This is a genomic window from Mycoplana dimorpha, from assembly GCF_003046475.1.
Lineage (GTDB): Bacteria > Pseudomonadota > Alphaproteobacteria > Rhizobiales > Rhizobiaceae > Mycoplana > Mycoplana dimorpha.
The window spans coordinates 509932-525882 of record NZ_PZZZ01000002.1 but is presented as its reverse complement, the minus strand read 5'-3'; the positions used below and the strand labels follow the sequence as shown (position 1 = coordinate 525882).

At 65.6% G+C, this 15951-nt stretch carries 14 protein-coding genes and 1 pseudogene; 9 read left to right on the top strand and 6 right to left on the bottom strand.

Features of this window, described 5'->3' with window-relative positions; translation table 11 throughout:
• Positions 1-415 precede the first annotated feature (415 nt).
• The 3 genes from C7449_RS06105 to C7449_RS06095 all read left to right on the top strand — a co-directional run bounded on the left by C7449_RS06105 (position 416) and on the right by C7449_RS06095 (position 5987).
• Positions 416-2212, top strand: coding sequence for an acyl-CoA dehydrogenase C-terminal domain-containing protein (locus C7449_RS06105; protein ID WP_108001878.1), 1797 nt, complete (start codon positions 416-418; stop codon positions 2210-2212).
• Positions 2213-2392: 180 nt separating this feature from the next.
• Positions 2393-3601 carry an acetyl-CoA C-acetyltransferase gene (locus C7449_RS06100; RefSeq protein WP_108001877.1) on the top strand — a complete coding sequence of 403 codons (1209 nt, stop codon included), beginning with the start codon at positions 2393-2395 and terminating at the stop codon, positions 3599-3601.
• Positions 3602-3776: 175 nt separating this feature from the next.
• Positions 3777-5987: a 3-hydroxyacyl-CoA dehydrogenase NAD-binding domain-containing protein gene (locus C7449_RS06095; protein ID WP_108001876.1), complete on the top strand. Its 2211-nt coding sequence runs from the start codon at positions 3777-3779 to the stop codon at positions 5985-5987.
• A 90-nt stretch (positions 5988-6077) separates the two neighbouring features.
• Here C7449_RS06095 and C7449_RS06090 read toward each other — a convergent pair.
• The 4 genes and pseudogenes from C7449_RS06090 to C7449_RS06075 all read right to left on the bottom strand — a co-directional run bounded on the left by C7449_RS06090 (position 6078) and on the right by C7449_RS06075 (position 9429).
• A pseudogene (locus C7449_RS06090) lies at positions 6078-6721 on the bottom strand (hypothetical protein).
• 269 nt (positions 6722-6990) lie between these two features.
• A complete protein-coding gene (locus tag C7449_RS06085; protein ID WP_108001875.1) occupies positions 6991-7449 on the bottom strand; it encodes a GNAT family N-acetyltransferase in 459 nt (152 codons plus the stop codon).
• A gap of 134 nt (positions 7450-7583) precedes the next feature.
• Positions 7584-8612 carry a Tim44 domain-containing protein gene (locus C7449_RS06080; RefSeq protein ID WP_108001874.1) on the bottom strand — a complete coding sequence of 343 codons (1029 nt, stop codon included), beginning with the start codon at positions 8610-8612 and terminating at the stop codon, positions 7584-7586.
• 124 nt (positions 8613-8736) lie between these two features.
• Positions 8737-9429 (bottom strand): winged helix-turn-helix transcriptional regulator, encoded by a 693-nt coding sequence (locus C7449_RS06075; protein ID WP_170115809.1) that lies wholly within the window; start codon positions 9427-9429, stop codon positions 8737-8739.
• Between the two features lie 222 nt (positions 9430-9651).
• On the opposite strand from C7449_RS06075, the gene C7449_RS06070 reads away from it, so the two are divergent.
• From C7449_RS06070 to C7449_RS06060, 3 genes are all read left to right on the top strand, one after another.
• Positions 9652-10815, top strand: coding sequence for an acyl-CoA dehydrogenase family protein (locus C7449_RS06070; protein ID WP_108002082.1), 1164 nt, complete (start codon positions 9652-9654; stop codon positions 10813-10815).
• Between the two features lie 388 nt (positions 10816-11203).
• Complete coding sequence (locus C7449_RS06065) at positions 11204-11458, top strand: hypothetical protein (protein ID WP_108001873.1); 255 nt, start codon at positions 11204-11206, stop codon at positions 11456-11458.
• A gap of 4 nt (positions 11459-11462) precedes the next feature.
• Entirely contained in the window at positions 11463-11825 is a 363-nt protein-coding gene (locus C7449_RS06060; RefSeq protein ID WP_108001872.1) for an EF-hand domain-containing protein, read from the top strand.
• 47 nt (positions 11826-11872) lie between these two features.
• Here the strand turns inward: C7449_RS06060 and C7449_RS06055 are convergent, their stop codons facing one another.
• A complete protein-coding gene (locus C7449_RS06055) occupies positions 11873-12763 on the bottom strand; it encodes a DMT family transporter (protein WP_108001871.1) in 891 nt (296 codons plus the stop codon).
• 297 nt (positions 12764-13060) lie between these two features.
• Here C7449_RS06055 and C7449_RS06050 point away from each other — a divergent pair, with 297 nt between their 5' ends.
• The 3 genes from C7449_RS06050 to C7449_RS06040 are packed head-to-tail and all read left to right on the top strand — an operon-like array spanning position 13061 to position 14966.
• Entirely contained in the window at positions 13061-13726 is a 666-nt protein-coding gene (locus tag C7449_RS06050) for a S24 family peptidase (protein WP_108001870.1), read from the top strand.
• Positions 13723-14553: a thermonuclease family protein gene (locus tag C7449_RS06045; protein WP_108001869.1), complete on the top strand. Its 831-nt coding sequence runs from the start codon at positions 13723-13725 to the stop codon at positions 14551-14553. Before C7449_RS06050 ends, C7449_RS06045 begins: the two co-directional genes overlap by 4 nt.
• The gene (locus C7449_RS06040) at positions 14550-14966 is read left to right on the top strand and encodes a tellurite resistance TerB family protein (RefSeq protein WP_108001868.1); all 417 of its coding nucleotides are present in this window, start codon (positions 14550-14552) and stop codon (positions 14964-14966) included. The genes C7449_RS06045 and C7449_RS06040 overlap by 4 nt, the downstream gene beginning before the upstream one ends.
• A 69-nt stretch (positions 14967-15035) precedes the next feature.
• Here C7449_RS06040 and C7449_RS06035 read toward each other — a convergent pair whose 3' ends face one another.
• On the bottom strand, positions 15036-15911 hold the full coding sequence (locus C7449_RS06035; protein ID WP_374828167.1) for a transporter substrate-binding domain-containing protein: 876 nt from the start codon (positions 15909-15911) through the stop codon (positions 15036-15038).
• Positions 15912-15951: the final 40 nt, after the last annotated feature.

The window sequence follows — 15951 nt, the reverse complement described above, 5'->3', positions numbered from 1 at the left end:
CGCGTCGCGCCGCCAACGGCACGCGTCGCCTTCCTGTATTTCTGGCCAAGCTAAACGCGTCGGCCGATCGGTACGCACGTGCAAACCAGGGGGGCCCACCTTAGGTGAGGCAGCTTTCCCGGACCTGACGTCCGCGGGCAGCCAAGAACGGGAACAATGAAACTATTTCGTGCGCTGCCTTCGGCCGCCACAATTCATTAAACGTGGTAAACAAGCCGTTAACGCCGGCCAAGCTTTCAGCAATTTTGCTGATCGGGTCGCACCAGCAAGGCGCGCCGGCCGCTCCGCGCCTAACATCCTCGCGAAGGAATTGCCGGTGCGTAGGCAAACTAACGTTTACGCAAACGTCAAAATTTTCTAGTATCCTGCCGGTAGTCAGGACGATCGTCCGGCAACGAGGGAGGAATGTCAGAGCATGCCCACCTACAAGGCCCCCGTGAACGAGACGATGTTCGTCCTCAATGATGTGCTCGGGCTCGAGCGCTACAGGAATTTTTCAGGCTTTGCCGAAGCGACGCCGGACATCATCGAGGCGATTGCCACGGAGGCTGCAAAGCTGTCCGAGGAAGTGCTGTTTCCGCTCAACCTCGCCGGCGACCGCGAAGGCTGCCGGCGCAACGAGGACGGCTCGGTCGTCGTACCCAAAGGTTTCAGGGGCGCGTTCGAGCTCTATCGCGCGGGCGGCTGGCTCGGGCTCGCGGTTCCGGAGGAATTTGGTGGCCAAGGCCTTCCCTATGTGCTGCATACCGTTGTGGCAGAGTACATGTCATCGGCCAACATGTCGCTGATGATGTATCCCGGCCTGACGCAAGGGGCGATCGCGGCGATCCTCGTGCACGGCTCGCAAGAGCAGAAGCAGACCTACCTGCCGAAAATGGTCGCCGGCACCTGGTCCGGCACGATGAACCTCACCGAGCCCCATTGCGGCACCGACCTCGGCATGCTGCGCACCAGGGCGGTGCCGGTCGGCGACGGTTCATACCGCATTTCCGGCCAGAAGATCTTCATCTCCGCCGGCGAGCACGACATGGCGGAAAACATCGTCCACCTGGTGCTGGCCCGCATCGAGGGCGCGCCGGCCGGCACCAAGGGCATCTCGCTGTTCATCGTGCCGAAGTTCCTGCCGGATGAGAACGGCGAACCGGGCAGGCGCAATGGCGTGTCCTGCGGCGCGATCGAGCACAAGATGGGCATCCATGGCAACGCCACCTGCGTGATGAACTACGACGAGGCGACCGGTTATCTGATCGGCGCGGAGAACAAGGGCCTCAACGCCATGTTCGTGATGATGAACGAGGCGCGACTCGGCGTCGGCCTGCAGGGGCTCGCCGTCGCCGAGGCCGCCTACCAGAACGCCGCCAGCTATGCGCGCGAGCGCATCCAGGGCCGCTCGCTCTCCGGCCCGAAGGCGCCCGACAGGCCGGCCGACCCGATCATCGTGCACCCCGACATCCGCCGTGCCCTGCTGACCATCAAGGCCTGGAACGAGGGCGGCCGCGCCTTCCTGCTCTGGACGGCACTTAAGTCGGACATCGCCCACCGCTCATCCGAGGAGAGCGAGCGGCAGGCTGCCGACGATCTTCTCGGTTTGATGACGCCGATCCTGAAGGGTGTGCTGACCGACAAGGGCTTCGACCACACCGTGATGGCGCAGCAGATCTTCGGCGGCCACGGCTATATCGAAGAGCACGGCATGAGCCAGTACGTGCGCGACGCCCGCATCGCCATGATCTACGAGGGCGCCAACGGCATCCAGGCGCTCGACCTCGTCGGCCGCAAGCTCGGCATGAATGGCGGGCGCGCCGTCATGGCGCTGTTCAAGGAGATCGGCGACTTCTGCGAGGAGAACCGCGCCGACGAGAGCCTCTCCTTCTTCACCAAGCACCTGAAGAAGGGCCTGAACGACCTGCAGGCCGCCACCATGTGGTTCATGCAGCACGCCATGGCCAAGCCCGACAATGCCGGCGCCGGTTCCACCGACTACATGCATCTCTTCGGCCTCGTCGTCGTTGGTTACATGTGGGCGAGGATGGCGAAGGCCGCGCAGGCGGGACTGGCGGCGGCTGCCGGCGAACGCGAGGCGTTCCTGCGCAACAAGCTGATCACCGCCCGCTTCTTCATGGAGCGGATCATGCCGGAGACAGCGCTGCGCAAGGCCCGAATCGAAAGCGGCGCGGAGACGATGATGGCGATGGCGGCCGAGGCGTTTTGAGGTTGCCTCTTCTCCCCGTCGGGGCGAAGGTGGCCGCAAGGCCGGATAAAGGGGCCAGCGGCGCGCTGCCGAACGGCCCTCGTCGCTTCTCACCTGCTCGGCACTTATAAAGTGGGAGGCCGCAGAGCGGCGGAACCAAAAGCATCTCAGGCGCAGCGGCGCCGCAGGGAGAAGAGATCCATGACCGAAGTCTTCATCTACGACCACGTGCGCACCCCGCGCGGGCGCGGCAAGAAGGACGGGGCGCTGCACGAGGTGCCCTCCGTCCGTCTCGCCGCCAAGGTCCTTGAGGCGATCCGCGATCGCAACGAGTTCGACACCTCGAAGGTCGACGACATCATCATGGGTTGCGTCGATCCGGTTATGGACGCCGGCGCGGTGATTCCCAAGGCTTCTGCCTTCGAAGCCGGCTACTCGACGCGGGCGCCGGGCATGCAGATCTCGCGGTTCTGCGCCTCCGGCCTCGACGCGGTCAACTTCGGCGCCGGAAAGATCGCCCAGGGCGCCGACGACATCGTCATCGCCGGCGGCGTCGAGAGCATGTCGCGGGTCGGCATGGGCATGTCCGGCGGCGCCTGGTACATGGACCCATCCGTCAACTTCCCCGCCTATTTCATGCCGCAGGGCGTCTCGGCCGACCTGATCGCCACCAAATATGGCTTCTCCCGCGACGACGTCGACGCCTACGCGGTCGAGAGCCAGAAGCGCGCTGCCAACGCCTGGGACAAGGGCTACTTCGCCAATTCGGTGATCGCCGTGAAGGATCTCAACGGCCTGACGATCCTCGACCGCGACGAGCACATGCGCCCCGGCACCGACATGCAGGCACTCGCCCAGCTCAACCCCTCGTTCCAGATGCCCGGCGAGATGGGCGGCTTCGAGGCCGTCGCCATCCAGGCGCACCCGGAGATCGAGGCGATCAACTACGTCCATCATGCCGGCAACTCGTCGGGCATCGTCGACGGCTCGGCTGCCGTGCTCATCGGCTCGAAGGAGGGTGGCGCGATCCTCGGCAGGAAGCCGCGCGCCCGCATCAAGGCCTTCGCCAATATCGGCTCCGACCCGGCGCTGATGCTCACCGGTCCGGTCGACGTTACCGAGAAGCTCTTAAAGCGCGCCGGCATGGAGCTTTCCGACATCGACCTGTTCGAGCTGAACGAGGCCTTTGCGGCCGTCGTGCTGCGCTACTGCCAGGCGTTCGAGATCCCGCACGACCGGATCAACGTCAACGGCGGGGCGATCGCCATGGGCCATCCGCTCGGCGCCACCGGCGCAATGATCCTCGGCACGGTGCTGGACGAGTTGGAGCGGCGCAACCTCAACACGGCGCTGGTGACGCTCTGCATCGGCGCCGGCATGGGGACGGCAACGGTGATCGAGCGGGTTTGAGGGTAATCCCCCTCATCCGCCCTTCGGGCACCTTCTTCCCGAGGGGAGAAGAGGAATTTGCCGCGATGTCTCGGATCCTCCTCTCCCCTCGGGCAGAGGGTGGCCGAGCGAAGCGGAGGTCGGGTGATTGAGCTGTTCTAAACGCCAGAGATTTCAGGGAAGAGGAAATCCCGCAATGACCGATTACAAGAACTTCAACGTCGAAACCGACGCCGACGGGATCGCGCTTGTCACCTGGGACATGCCGGGCAAGTCGATGAACGTCATCACCGTCGAGGTGATGGACGAACTCGACGCAATCATCGACCGGACGGTCGCAGACGGTGCGGTCAAGGGCGTCGTCATCACCTCCGGCAAGTCCTCGTTCTCCGGCGGCGCCGACCTTTCGATGATCAAGGCGCTGTTCACCCTGCAGGTGGAGGAGAAGGCGAAGGATCCGGCCCACGCCGTCGAAAAGCTGTTCGCGCTGACCGGCCGCATGAGCGGGCTGTTCCGGAAGCTCGAGACCTGTGGCAAGCCCTGGGTCTCGGCGATCAACGGGACCTGCATGGGCGGCGCGTTTGAATTGTCTCTGGCATGCCACGGCCGCGTCGCCTCGAACGCGAAGTCGGTCAAGTTCGCCCTGCCCGAGGTCAAGGTCGGCATCTTCCCGGGCGCTGGCGGCACGCAGCGCGTGCCGCGGCTGGCCAATACGCAGGATGCGCTGCAGATGATGACCACGGGCTCGTCGCTGTCGGCCGCACGCGCCAAGGCGATGAACCTCGTCCATCAGGTCGTTGCGCCCGAGGAACTGATCCCGGCTGCCAGGAAGATGATCCTCGACGGGCTCAAGCCCATGGCCCCATGGGACGAGAAGGGCTTCAAGGCGCCGGGGGGCGGCATCTGGACGCCGGCTGCCGCCCAGCTATGGCCGGCTGCACCCGCCATCCTGCGGCGCGAGAGCGCCGGCAACTACCCGGCGGCGCTTGCGATCCTCAAATGCGTCTACGAGGGCCTGCAGTTGCCCTTCGGCACCGCGTTGAAGGTCGAGCAGCGCTATTTCACTCATATCCTGCAGACCACCGAGGCCTTCTCGATGATCCGCTCGCTATTCATCTCCATGCAGGAACTGGGCAAGGGCGCGCGCCGGCCCGCCGCCGTACCGAGGGCCGAGTTCAGGAAGGTCGGCATCGTCGGCGCCGGCTTCATGGGCGCCTCGATCGGCTATGTGACGGCGGCGGCCGGCATTCCCGTCGTGCTGATCGACCGCGACCAGGAAGCGGCCGACAAGGGCAAGGCCGTCTGCGAGAACCTCGTCGCCGGCAGCGTCACCAAGGGCCGGATCAGCAAGGAGGACGGCGAAAAGCTGCTGTCGCTGATCACGCCGACCGCCGACTATGCCGCACTTTCCGACGCCGACCTGGTGATCGAGGCGGTGTTCGAGGATCGCGAGGTGAAGAAGGCCGTGACCGAGAAGATCCAGGCGGTGCTTCCGGAAGGCGCGATCCTGGCTTCGAACACCTCGACGCTGCCAATCACGGGGCTCGCTAAGAACTCGAAGTGCCCCGACCAGTTCGTCGGGATCCATTTCTTCTCGCCAGTGGAAAAGATGATGCTGACCGAGGTGATCCTTGGCGAGGAGACGGGCGACAGGGCGCTCGCCACGGCCCTCGACTACGTGGCGGCGATCAAAAAAACGCCGATCGTCGTCAACGATACGCGCGGCTTCTATGTCAACCGCTGCGTCTTCCGCTATATCGGCGAGGCCTACGACATGCTGATCGAAGGCGTTCCGGCGGCGATGATCGAGAACGCGGCGAAGATGGCCGGCATGCCGGTCGGGCCGCTGTCGCTCAACGACGAGGTGGCCGTCGACCTCTCCTACAAGATCTTCAAGGCGGCGCTCGCCGACCTCGGGCCGGAGGCCGTCGATCCCCGCCACATGGACCTGGTGACGAGGCTTGTCGAAGACGGCCGCCTGGGGCGCAAGAGCGCCAAGGGGTTCTACGACTACCCGCCGAAGCCGGCAAAGAAGCGCCTCTGGCCGGGACTGAAGGATCTTTATCCGCAGCAGAAGCCGGAGGACCTCGACGTCAAGGTGCTGAAGGAGCGGCTGCTCGTGACGATCGCCCTGGAGGCAGCCCGCACCGTCGAGGAAGGCATCGTCACCGACCCGCGCGAGGCCGATGTCGGCTCGATCCTCGGCTTCGGCTTTGCCCCCTATACAGGCGGCACGCTCTCCTACATCGACGGCATGGGCGTCAAAACCTTCGTCGCGCTGTGCGATAAGCTTGCCGGCAGCTACGGTGATCGCTTCAAGCCGACGCCGCTGCTGCGCGACATGGCGGCCAAGGGCGAGACGTTCTACGGCCGCTTTGATCCATATGGAAAGAAGGCGGCGGCATAGCCTGCCGCCGTCACTGCCCGTTACAAGCTACGCGCAAGGACGGGGCACTGCGGCACCCGCCCTCACCTGGCTCCCGTTGCACGTCCCGGCTCAATAGCAGGGCGGATAGGGGTAGTAGCCGCACGGCGGCGGCGGGGCGTAGGGGCGATAATACTGCGCCGCCCCGTAGGCCCCGGCCTCCGCTGCCCCCGCGTACCACGCACCGCGGTAGGCGGTCCGGCGGGCGACGCCGGCGAAGGACGCAGGCGTTCTCGGCAGCCCAATGATGTCGATGACGACCGATGCCGGGCCGTCGGGCCATCGAGGCTGCCTTCGAGGACCTCCACGGCGAAGTCCAGCCGGTCACCCTCGCGCTTGGGCGACTTGAGCACGACGACGGCATCGCGGATCGTCTTGCCGTCCTTGCTGAAGGCCGAAACTGTCGCGTTCGGCGGGTCCTTGGCGAAACTGTCGCTGCCTTGCGACCATTCCTCCAGCAGGTGATCCGTCAGCGCGTGGCCGGCCGACCGCACCGGACGATCGGAAAATATGACGGCGTTTGTCGACACACCGGTCAGCGTCAGCGTGTCGCCCGCCAGGGTCGCGCCGTTGGAATTGAGCACGATCAGCGACGGCACAATGTCGGGCTTCGCCTGGCCGATCGTTTTCTGCAACGGAACATGGGTTGGCGCAGGCTGTGTGCTCTGACCAAGCGCCGCCGCCGGAATGAGGGTGAACAGGAATACAGTCAGCATGTGCGTGGCACGAACCATCGGCGCCTCCTACGGAAGTGTGCTGCGATCAATGTGCAGGGAGTAATATCCCCGAACGCCTGCTGCTCGGCGCGTAACAGGTCACGCGCCGCAACCTGACAAAACGGTGCGGGACAACAAGGCCGTTAATCTACGGCATGCGGCGGAAACTCGCATGGATCAGCCTTCGCCCGCGAGGCGGACGGGGACACGCGGCACAACCTTTAATCGGGATGCACATGCATCCGCCGGCTTGTGCAGGCGCGCAAGGATCAAAGCGAAAGCTTGTAGCCCACATGACTGGCGACGAAGCCGAGGTCTTCATAGAAGCGGTGCGCGTCGGGGCGAGCCTTGTCCGTCGTCAGCTGCACCAGCCCACAGCCGCGGGCGCGGCAATCCGCGATCGCCCACTCGAACAAGCGGTGCCCCAGCCCCTCCCCGCGTCGGGCGCGTGCGACCCGCACCGCCTCGATCTGGCCGCGCCAGGCCCCGCGGCGCGAAAGGCCGGGAATGAAGGTGAGCTGCAACGTGCCGACGATCTCTTCACCGTCGACCGCGACGGCGAGCAACTGGTTCGGATCGGCATCGATCGCGGCAAACGCCGCCTCATAGGCGGCGGCCGGCGATCCGCTCACCTGCTCCCGTTGCGCCCCCAGCGGATCGTCGGCAAGCAAGGCGATGATGGCGGCGAGATCCCGGACCTCGGCCTTGCGGAACTGAATGCTGTCCATGACAGACGTGTAGCGCACGAAACCGGAAATCGAAACAGAAATCCTGTTTCAACCATCGGCACGGAACTTCGGATACGCAAGAGCCGGCGCATGGCGCCGGCTCCTGGAGAAAGTGAGAGAGGGTGACGGTCCCGTCAGGCCGCCTCGGTGCCCTGGATGGCGGAAACCTGCCAGTCGGCGCCCGGCTTGCGCTGGAACGTCCAGACCTCGACCGACTCCGTCAGGTTGTCCGGATCGCCGCTCACCACCTTGCCGGTGGCGCGGTCGCGCAGCACGTCGATGCTCTCGTAGCGCATGGCGACGGTGGCATACTGCGTGCCGTCATCCTCGCGCCAGGCTTCCGCCACGTCTCCCTGAAGGAGGTGGACGTCCCGCACTTCGTTTTTAACCCCGCCGGTGGCGTTGTCGCTCAGCTCCTCGGCGAGCCACGACATCGCCTCGGGCGTCGTCAGCTTGCGAAGGGCGGCATAGTCCTCGGCACCATAGGCGGCCTGAACCTCCTTCAGCATCTTCTCGAACTGGTCGAGATCCTGCTGCCCAACGCCCATCTCGTCGGCCTGCTGCGGCGCTGCGGCACGCGGCGAAAGGCCGCCGCCGATCCGCGGGATCGAGAACGACGGCCCCGTGCCGCCCTCCGCCGTGCGCGCCGTGCCCGTCAGGCCGCCCAACGGGCCGCCCGCGGCGGTTCCGGCGGCAGTGCCGCCGTTAAAAGCCGGCTGGCGGCTGCGGAAGAAGCGCATCGCAAGCGACACAACGGCGAACAGCAGTGCCGCCTGCAGGAGCAGGCCGAGGAAGCCCGCAGCACCGCCGAGACCGTTGCCCATCAGCATGCCGACCAAGCCGCCTAGCATCAGGCCGCCGAGCAGCCCGCCGGCGAGGCCGCCGAACAGGCCCGGCCGCTGCGCCGCCGGACGGTTGGCGCCCGCCGTCTGCTGGTTGGCGCCGGGAGCCTGCTGGCCGGCCGGCTTCTGCGTCATGGTCCGGTCGATCGGAGCGGTTTGCGTCGGGGCAGTACGGGTCGCGGGCGGCGGCGAGAAGGTGCGCGTGCCCCGGCTGCCGAAACCGCCGCCGCCGGCCCGGCGGGCCTCCGCCACGTCGACGGCCGTTACCATCACCATCACGGCAACGCCGATCATCGCGAAAATCTTTCCAAAACGCTGCATGCCAACTCTTCCCACTATCCATTCTCGCGCACGCAAAGGCGCACATGGGCGCCATATAAGTCCGGGCCCTTTCAAGTTTAAGGTGGCGAAAGCCTTTTTATCGTGCGCGGCGATCACGTAAATGTCAGGACGAGCGGCCCGGCTCCGCCGCGAACCTGCTGAGACCCAGCCATTGCTGCATGGCGGCGGCGATCTGCGGATCGCCTTCGAATTCAAGGTGCCCTGCCTCGAGTTCGCGGCGGACGCGCGATATGCCCATCCAGATCGCCGTCATGCTTCGCAACGAACTCGTCACAAACAGGTCGATCTCGAAACCGGGATCGAAGCCGCACAGGTCAACCGAGCCGCCGTCGACGACCAGCCACCAGTTCTGCCGGCTCGGCGGCAGTTCGGGATACAGGAACTGAATCGTGCAGCGTCGGCGCGGCAGTGGCTGCGGATTGAGGTTGCGCCGCATGTCCCACATCAGCAGCGAGGGGTCCAGATTCTTCAGGGAAATCTGCGAATCCACCCAGCGCTGGCCCCAGAACCCCATTCCCATGATGATCGGCTGCAGGTCCTCGCCGGCCGGGGACAGCCGGTATTCCATGCCCCCCTTCTCGCCCGGCACGGTGACGACCACGCCGGCGCGCTCCAGTTCCTTGAGACGCTTCGACAGCAGTGCCGGCGACATGCGCGGCACGCCGCGCCGCAGATCGTTGAAGCGGGTCGTCCCGCACAGCAATTCGCGCAGGACCAGCACGGTCCAGCGCGTGCACAGAATTTCGGCGGCCATCGAAACCGGGCAGAACTGCCCGTAGCTTGCATGATCGACCATGCCCATCACCCGGCAACACGTGGTGGGCGGATCATAAAGGAAAACGCTGACGGCCGCCATTCTGCCGGTACAGTTCCTGAACTGGACGAACGCGCGGGATCGGAGGAGCCTTCCATGGTCCGGCAGTTTCCGCTCCCGGCAGTTGGAGAACGGTTGCCGGAAAACATCATGCGCCAACCAAACATTGCTGCAGAACCGCAGGAGGAAGAGCTCATGCACACGATGGCATACACTTCGCCGCAGGATGCCAATACGCGCTCGGAGGCATCCGGAGATCCGGTCGCGATCGCCCAAGTGCTGGCGCCGGTCCTTGCCGAGCGCGCCGCTCGCTTCGACGAGGACGACCAGTTCGTCGCGGAGAACTACGAACTGCTCAAGCAATCGGGCCTGGTCGAGGCCGGCGTGCCGCGCGAACTGGGCGGCGGCGGCGCCGAGGTCCGCGCGCTGGCCGATATGTTGCGCGTCATGGCGCACGCCTGCTCGTCCACCGCGCTGGCCTTCTCGATGCACACCCATCAGGTGGCAATTCCCGCCTGGCGGTGGCGCCACCAACATGTTGCAGCCGTGGAGCCGTTGCTGAAACGTGTCGCCACCGAGCGGCTGATCCTGCTGTCGAGCGGCGGGTCGGACTGGATCGGCGGCTCGGGCAAGGCGATCCGGGTCGAGGGCGGATACCGGGTCTCGGCGCGCAAGGTATTCACATCGGGAGCCGAGGCCGGCGACCTGCTCCTGACCGGCGCCGTCGTCGAGACCGCCGACGGACCGGACGCCGTGATCCACTTCGCCGCTCCGATGAAGGCCCCCGAAGTGAGCATCGTCGAAACCTGGCGGGCGCTCGGCATGCGCGGCACCGGCTCGAACGACGTGGTCATCGACAACCTGTTCATTACCGACGCCGGCGTCGCCTTCACCCGCCGGGCCGGCGAATGGCATCCGATGTTCCAGATCATCGCCACCACCGCCTTCCCGCTCATCTATGCAGCCTATCTCGGCGTTGCCGAAAGCGCCCGCGACATAGCAATCGGCATCGCGCGCAAGAAGCATCCCGGTGCCGCGCTGCTCAGCCTGGCCGGACGGATGGATACCGCGCTCCGCGCCGCCCAGCTGGCGCACCGCTGGATGATCGAGACGGTCGAGCGCAACGCACCGTCCGCCGAGAGCGTCAACGAGGTGATGATCGGTCGGTCGCTCGTCGCAAAACATGCGATCGCCACCGTCGAGCTCGCGATGGAACTGGCCGGCGGGGCCGGTTTCTACCGCATCAACGGCCTCGAACGGCGGTTTCGAGACATCCAGGGCGCCCGCTTCCATCCGCTGCAGGCAGGGCCGCAATCCGAATATGCCGGGGCTCTGGCGCTCGGCCACTCGGTCGCCAACGTTTTCTGACCACCGGCGGGCCCCTATCTGGGTGATGGAGAGGGGCCCACAGCATTTTTTCTTGCCTCCAACGGCAGATCTGCCGGGAATGCCAGACACGGCAGCCTTGCGATGTGAACGCCTGTAATAGAACCTGATCGTCCTCAAGTTGCCATCATATCAGGTCGACTATAGGATGTCGGCGCCCACACTTATGGCGTGGAGCGAACCCCCGAGTTGCGAATGCCATTTGGCCCGCGCTCCTGCATTGCATTGTGCCTACGGCACTTCACTTGAATGCATGCAATCGACGATCAGCCGCTGCCGCAGGGTCATCCAAGCTCCGCTATATTCTCGAAATCCGATTGCGACCCGGCCGGCGATTCCGTGACAAGCGAAAGAATACTTGGAGGGTAAGATGAAAATACATACGGCCACCATTCTCGTCAGTGCCGCGTTTGCCCTGTCGGCTTGCCAGTCGCAGCCGGTCTCCCAGAGCGTCATCGATTTCAATACCGAGTTTGCCTGCGTTGCCGGAACAGTCGGCGGCGCCATCGTCGGCGGCATGGCCGGCGCCACCATCGGTGCCGGAACCGGGCAGATTGCCGCCATCGGCGGCGGTATCGGTTTGGGCGGGGTCGTCGGCAATCTCCTGACTTGCAGATATAGGTGAACGCATGAAGCCGGCGGTTTTGTTGGCGGTCCTTGTGGCGTGCCAAACTTTATTCTCGGTTGCCCAGGCGCAAACGGCGCAAACGGCGCAGATGCAGCAGGGGCAGAAGGACCAACTCGACTCCAACAAGGACGGAGTGGTGCAGCGCTCGGAATACCAGGCCTTCATGCAGGCGGCCTTTACCAACCTTGACAGGAACCGGAACGGCCGGCTCGAGCCGTCAGAAGTCGAGGCGGTTCTCACCAAGGCGCAGTTCGCCGCCACGGATGCCAATTCCGACGGTGTTCTCAGCAAGGCCGAGTTCATGAACCGGGTCATGGCCGACTTCGCGGCCGCGGACCGCAGCGGCGACGGCAACCTGCAATAGCCTGGAACAAAAGCCGCTTGGGCGCAGGCCGCCCGGCCGACTTCGCTTCAGGCCCCGTCTCGGGCCGCCGCCGCGCGGCCCGAGAAACGTTCGGCCGCGATGATCACCATGCCGGCAGCAAAGATCAGCGCCGCGCCGAAAAAGACATTGCCGGTCGGCACCTCATTCCAGACGAGGAATCCGAGCACGAAGCCCCAGACCAGAGACGAATACTCGAAGGGCGCCAGCAGCGACACCTCCGCCCGGCGCATGCCTTCGAACAGCGCGAACTGCGCAATGCCGGCGAGAACGCCGGTGCCGGCCATCAACGCGGTCTGCGCAAGGCCGAGCGGCGACCAGACGAAGGGGGCGACGACGCCGGTGAACAGCACGAGCAGGCCACTGGAAATGGTCATCTGCACCATCGTGCTTTCCGCCAGTGCCGTCTTGCGCAGCAGGATGGTGCCAATTCCCCAAAAGACGGCAGCCTGCAGGGCGAGATAGACCGGCAGCGATATGCTCAGTCCCTTGCCGAACACGTCGCAGGCGATCGGGACGCCGACAAAGCCGGTCAGGACCGCGACCCACCGGTTCAACGGCACGGTCTCGCCTAGGATCGGGATTGCCAGGATCGTCACGACGATCGGCGAGGCATAATAGAGCGTCGTCAGCTCGGCGAGCCCGAGGTCACGCGAGGCCGTGTAGAAGGAGAGCCAGGCGGCCAGCAAGAGCAGGTTGCGCACAAACATCGGCTTGACGATCGGCGAGCCGGCGGCGCGGCGCAGGAGCGGTCCTCTCCCGATAGCCGTGCAAAGCGCCAGGATCGTGACGCTGCGAACGAACAGCACCTGCCAGACCGGCAGCGCCGCAACGAGCCACTTGACCGACGCGTCCTGAACGGAAAACAGAAAATACGAAAAGCTCGTCAGCAAAATGCCGGAAAGGATGCGATTGTGCACGGGCGGGACTCCGGGCGCCGGACCGATGCGCCCTTCCTCTAGATAGCGCCGGCCGGCGCGTTGCGAAAGAGGCTAGAAATCGCCGATGCGCCGCCTGCAGCCGCTCGGCCGCTTCGCTCTCTCTGTCCGTGGCGGGGTCTTGCCGGGGCGTGCCAGAGCAACATGGGTGGACGCCGGTTGAACGGCGCGCCGGCATTCAGGATTATATTCCTTTTTTCTTTACGGCGACCGCCGGTTCGGCTATGCTCGCAACCCAATCGGACCGGCGTCACCGGCCGTGGACCAGGACAAGAGACGATGTTTTCCCACGAAAGGATCTGGGCGGCGATCGACGCCCTTGCGGAGCGCCATCGGCTTTCGCCTTCCGGGCTGGCCCGGCGCGCGGGGCTGGATCCGACATCGTTCAACAAGTCCAAGCGCCTGGGGTCGGACGGACGGCTGCGCTGGCCGTCGACGGAATCAATCGCCAAGGTGCTGGATGCAACCGGTGCCACGATCGACGAGTTCATCGGCCTTGCGACCGCGGGCGGCCGCGGGGCGAACCTTCCGCAGGGGATCTTCCCGCCCCAGCCCGGCACGATCCCGCTGCTCGGATTCGCCCAGGCCGGCGCCGGCGGCTTCTTCGATGATGGCGGCTTTCCCGCCGGACAGGGCTGGGACGTGGTCGAGTTTCCGGCGTCTCCGGACCGTAAACAGGGCGTCTATGCACTTGAGGTCCAGGGCGAAAGCATGATGCCGCTGTACCGCGACGGCGACGTGCTGATCGTCGAGCCGGGCGCGCAGGTGCGCCGCGGCGACCGGGTCGTCGTCAGGACACGCGAGGGAGAGGTGATGGCCAAGGTGCTGCATCGGCAGAGCCCGCGCGCCATCGAACTGCTGTCGCTCAATCCCGAGCATCCGAACCGGTCCTTCGATATCCAGGAGATCGACTGGATGGCCCGGATCATCTGGGCCAGCCAATGAGGATTGCCGCGACCTCGCCTGCCCCCGTGTCGCCGGTCCGTGCCGTTGTCGGAGGCCTCGCCTGCGTCGGCCTGACAGCGGTGATTATCGGCCTCGGCGCCGTCCGGATCGGCAACCGGGAGACGGCGGGCGGCAGCGACTTCGCCCTTGAAGTTCCCGATGCCAGCCTTGTCGCCAACGATGGGGACAAGGAGGATATTCCCATGCTCCTGCCCCCCGACGCCAGCGGAACCGCGGACGGCACAAGCCCCGCGCCGGAGGCAGAGGCCGATGCCGCGGCGGAAAAGGCTCTGATCGCCCCGCCGGCGCCGGACAAGAGCGTGGCGCCGGTCCCATCCTTCAACGCCCACACCTCCGCCCCTGCGCCCGCCCCGATCACGCTGACCCGGCCGATCGTTCTCGCTGCCGGCCGCTTCAACATCGGCGGCAAGGAGCTGCAGCTCGACGGGATCCTGCCGGTTGATGTGTCCCGGCAGTGCACGGACAGTTCCGGCGAAGGATGGCCCTGCGGCCGCATGGCGCGCACCGCTTTCGCCAATCTCGTTCGTGGCCGCACGATCGACTGCGACGTGCCGGCCGCGCAATGGTCGGGCACCGCAATCGCGCACTGCACGCTGGCGGGCAAGGACCTGTCGCAATGGCTTGCTGAAAACGGCTGGGCCGAGGTGGCGCCGGGCGCTCCGCTCCAAACGCATGCCGCAGCCGCGCGCGCTGCCGGGCGCGGGCTCTACAGTCCCGACCCCCGCCGCCGCAAGGCCGCCGCGTCCGGCAACACCGGTACAAGCGGCGGCGAAACACGGCAGCAGCCGGAGGATCAAAACCAATGACCGGACGCCATGAACAGCAGGAAGCCCTGATCAAGGTGATGGTGATGATGTCGGCGGTGGACAACGCCATGACCGACACCGAACTCGCCCGGATCGGCCGGCTCGCTCGCGTGCTGCCGGTTTTCGACGGGTTCGATGACGAAAGCATCATTCACATTGCACGCGAATGCGCGTCACTGCTGTCCGCTCCCGAGGGCCTCGACGTCACGCTCGAAGTGATCCGCGAGCGCATTCCGCCGCGGCTCGCCGACACCGCCTATGCGCTCGCCGTGGAGATCGCCGCCGCCGACCACCGCATCCGCAACGAGGAAATCCGCCTGCTGCAGATGCTGCGCGACCGACTAGGGCTCGACAAGCTCACCTGCGCGGCGATCGAGCGCGCCGCGATCGCCCGCTTTCGCCGGCTCGGGTAGAAGAGGTCCCCGTCTGACACGGCACCTCCCGGCCCTTCAACCGCTTCCCACCCTTCCGGAAAACCCGTGTCAGTAGATGCTGACGGGGAAGTATCGCAGATAGATCTCGCCCAGTCGTCCGCTGCGGGTGAGTGACAGCAGGGCGTGATCGATCGCAGCGCTGACCGCGGGCTGGTCCTTGCGGGTCATGACCGTCAGCCCTTCGCCGAGGAACGGCTCTGAGAAGTACGGGCCGTCGAACAGCCGGCAGCATTGTTCGGCCTGCGAGCCGGCGATCCAGAAGGCCATCTGCAGGCCGTCCCCGAATGCCGCATCGATGCCCCCGCTTTTCAAAGCCGAGAATAGGTCGCCCTGCCGGTCGAAGGGGACGGGTCGGAGCGCCGGAAAATACGCCTTCAGCATCGCCTCGTGCACGCTTGACCGCACGACGCCGACCGGGCGGCCCGAAAGTGCCCGCGCACCGTCGCCGGCAGGCGCAGCGGCGGTGCGTACGACAAAGCGCGCCGGCAGCCGCAGATACGGCCGCGAGAAGGTGAAGTCGCGCCGCAGGCCAGACGTGACCGCCATCCCGGCGATCACCGCTTCTCCGGCGTCCTTTTCAAGGTCGTCGCGCAATTCGGCAAACGGCAGCGCCTGGATCTGGCATTTGGACTCGATTTCGAGGTCGTGGCAAATGGCGCGCACCAGATCGATATGAAAGCCGGCCAGCTTTCCCGTCTGATCGATGAAGTTGAACGGCGGGAAGTCGACGGTCGTCAGAAACCGCAGTCGCTGCAGCGTGGAGAGATCGGGCTTGGCAAGCCGCTCGCGGCTGTCAAAACTCGTGGGGAAATCAGGCAAGCCCCGCTCCGCGGCTGCCGCGATCGTGCCGGTCCATACCCCCTGCAACACGCAGAGCGCGATGACAGCGTAAATTTTTGTTGAAGAAAATTGCGTTTGCCGCATTATTATCAACTTGGGGTTTAGAGGGGACGCCGCGTCATGA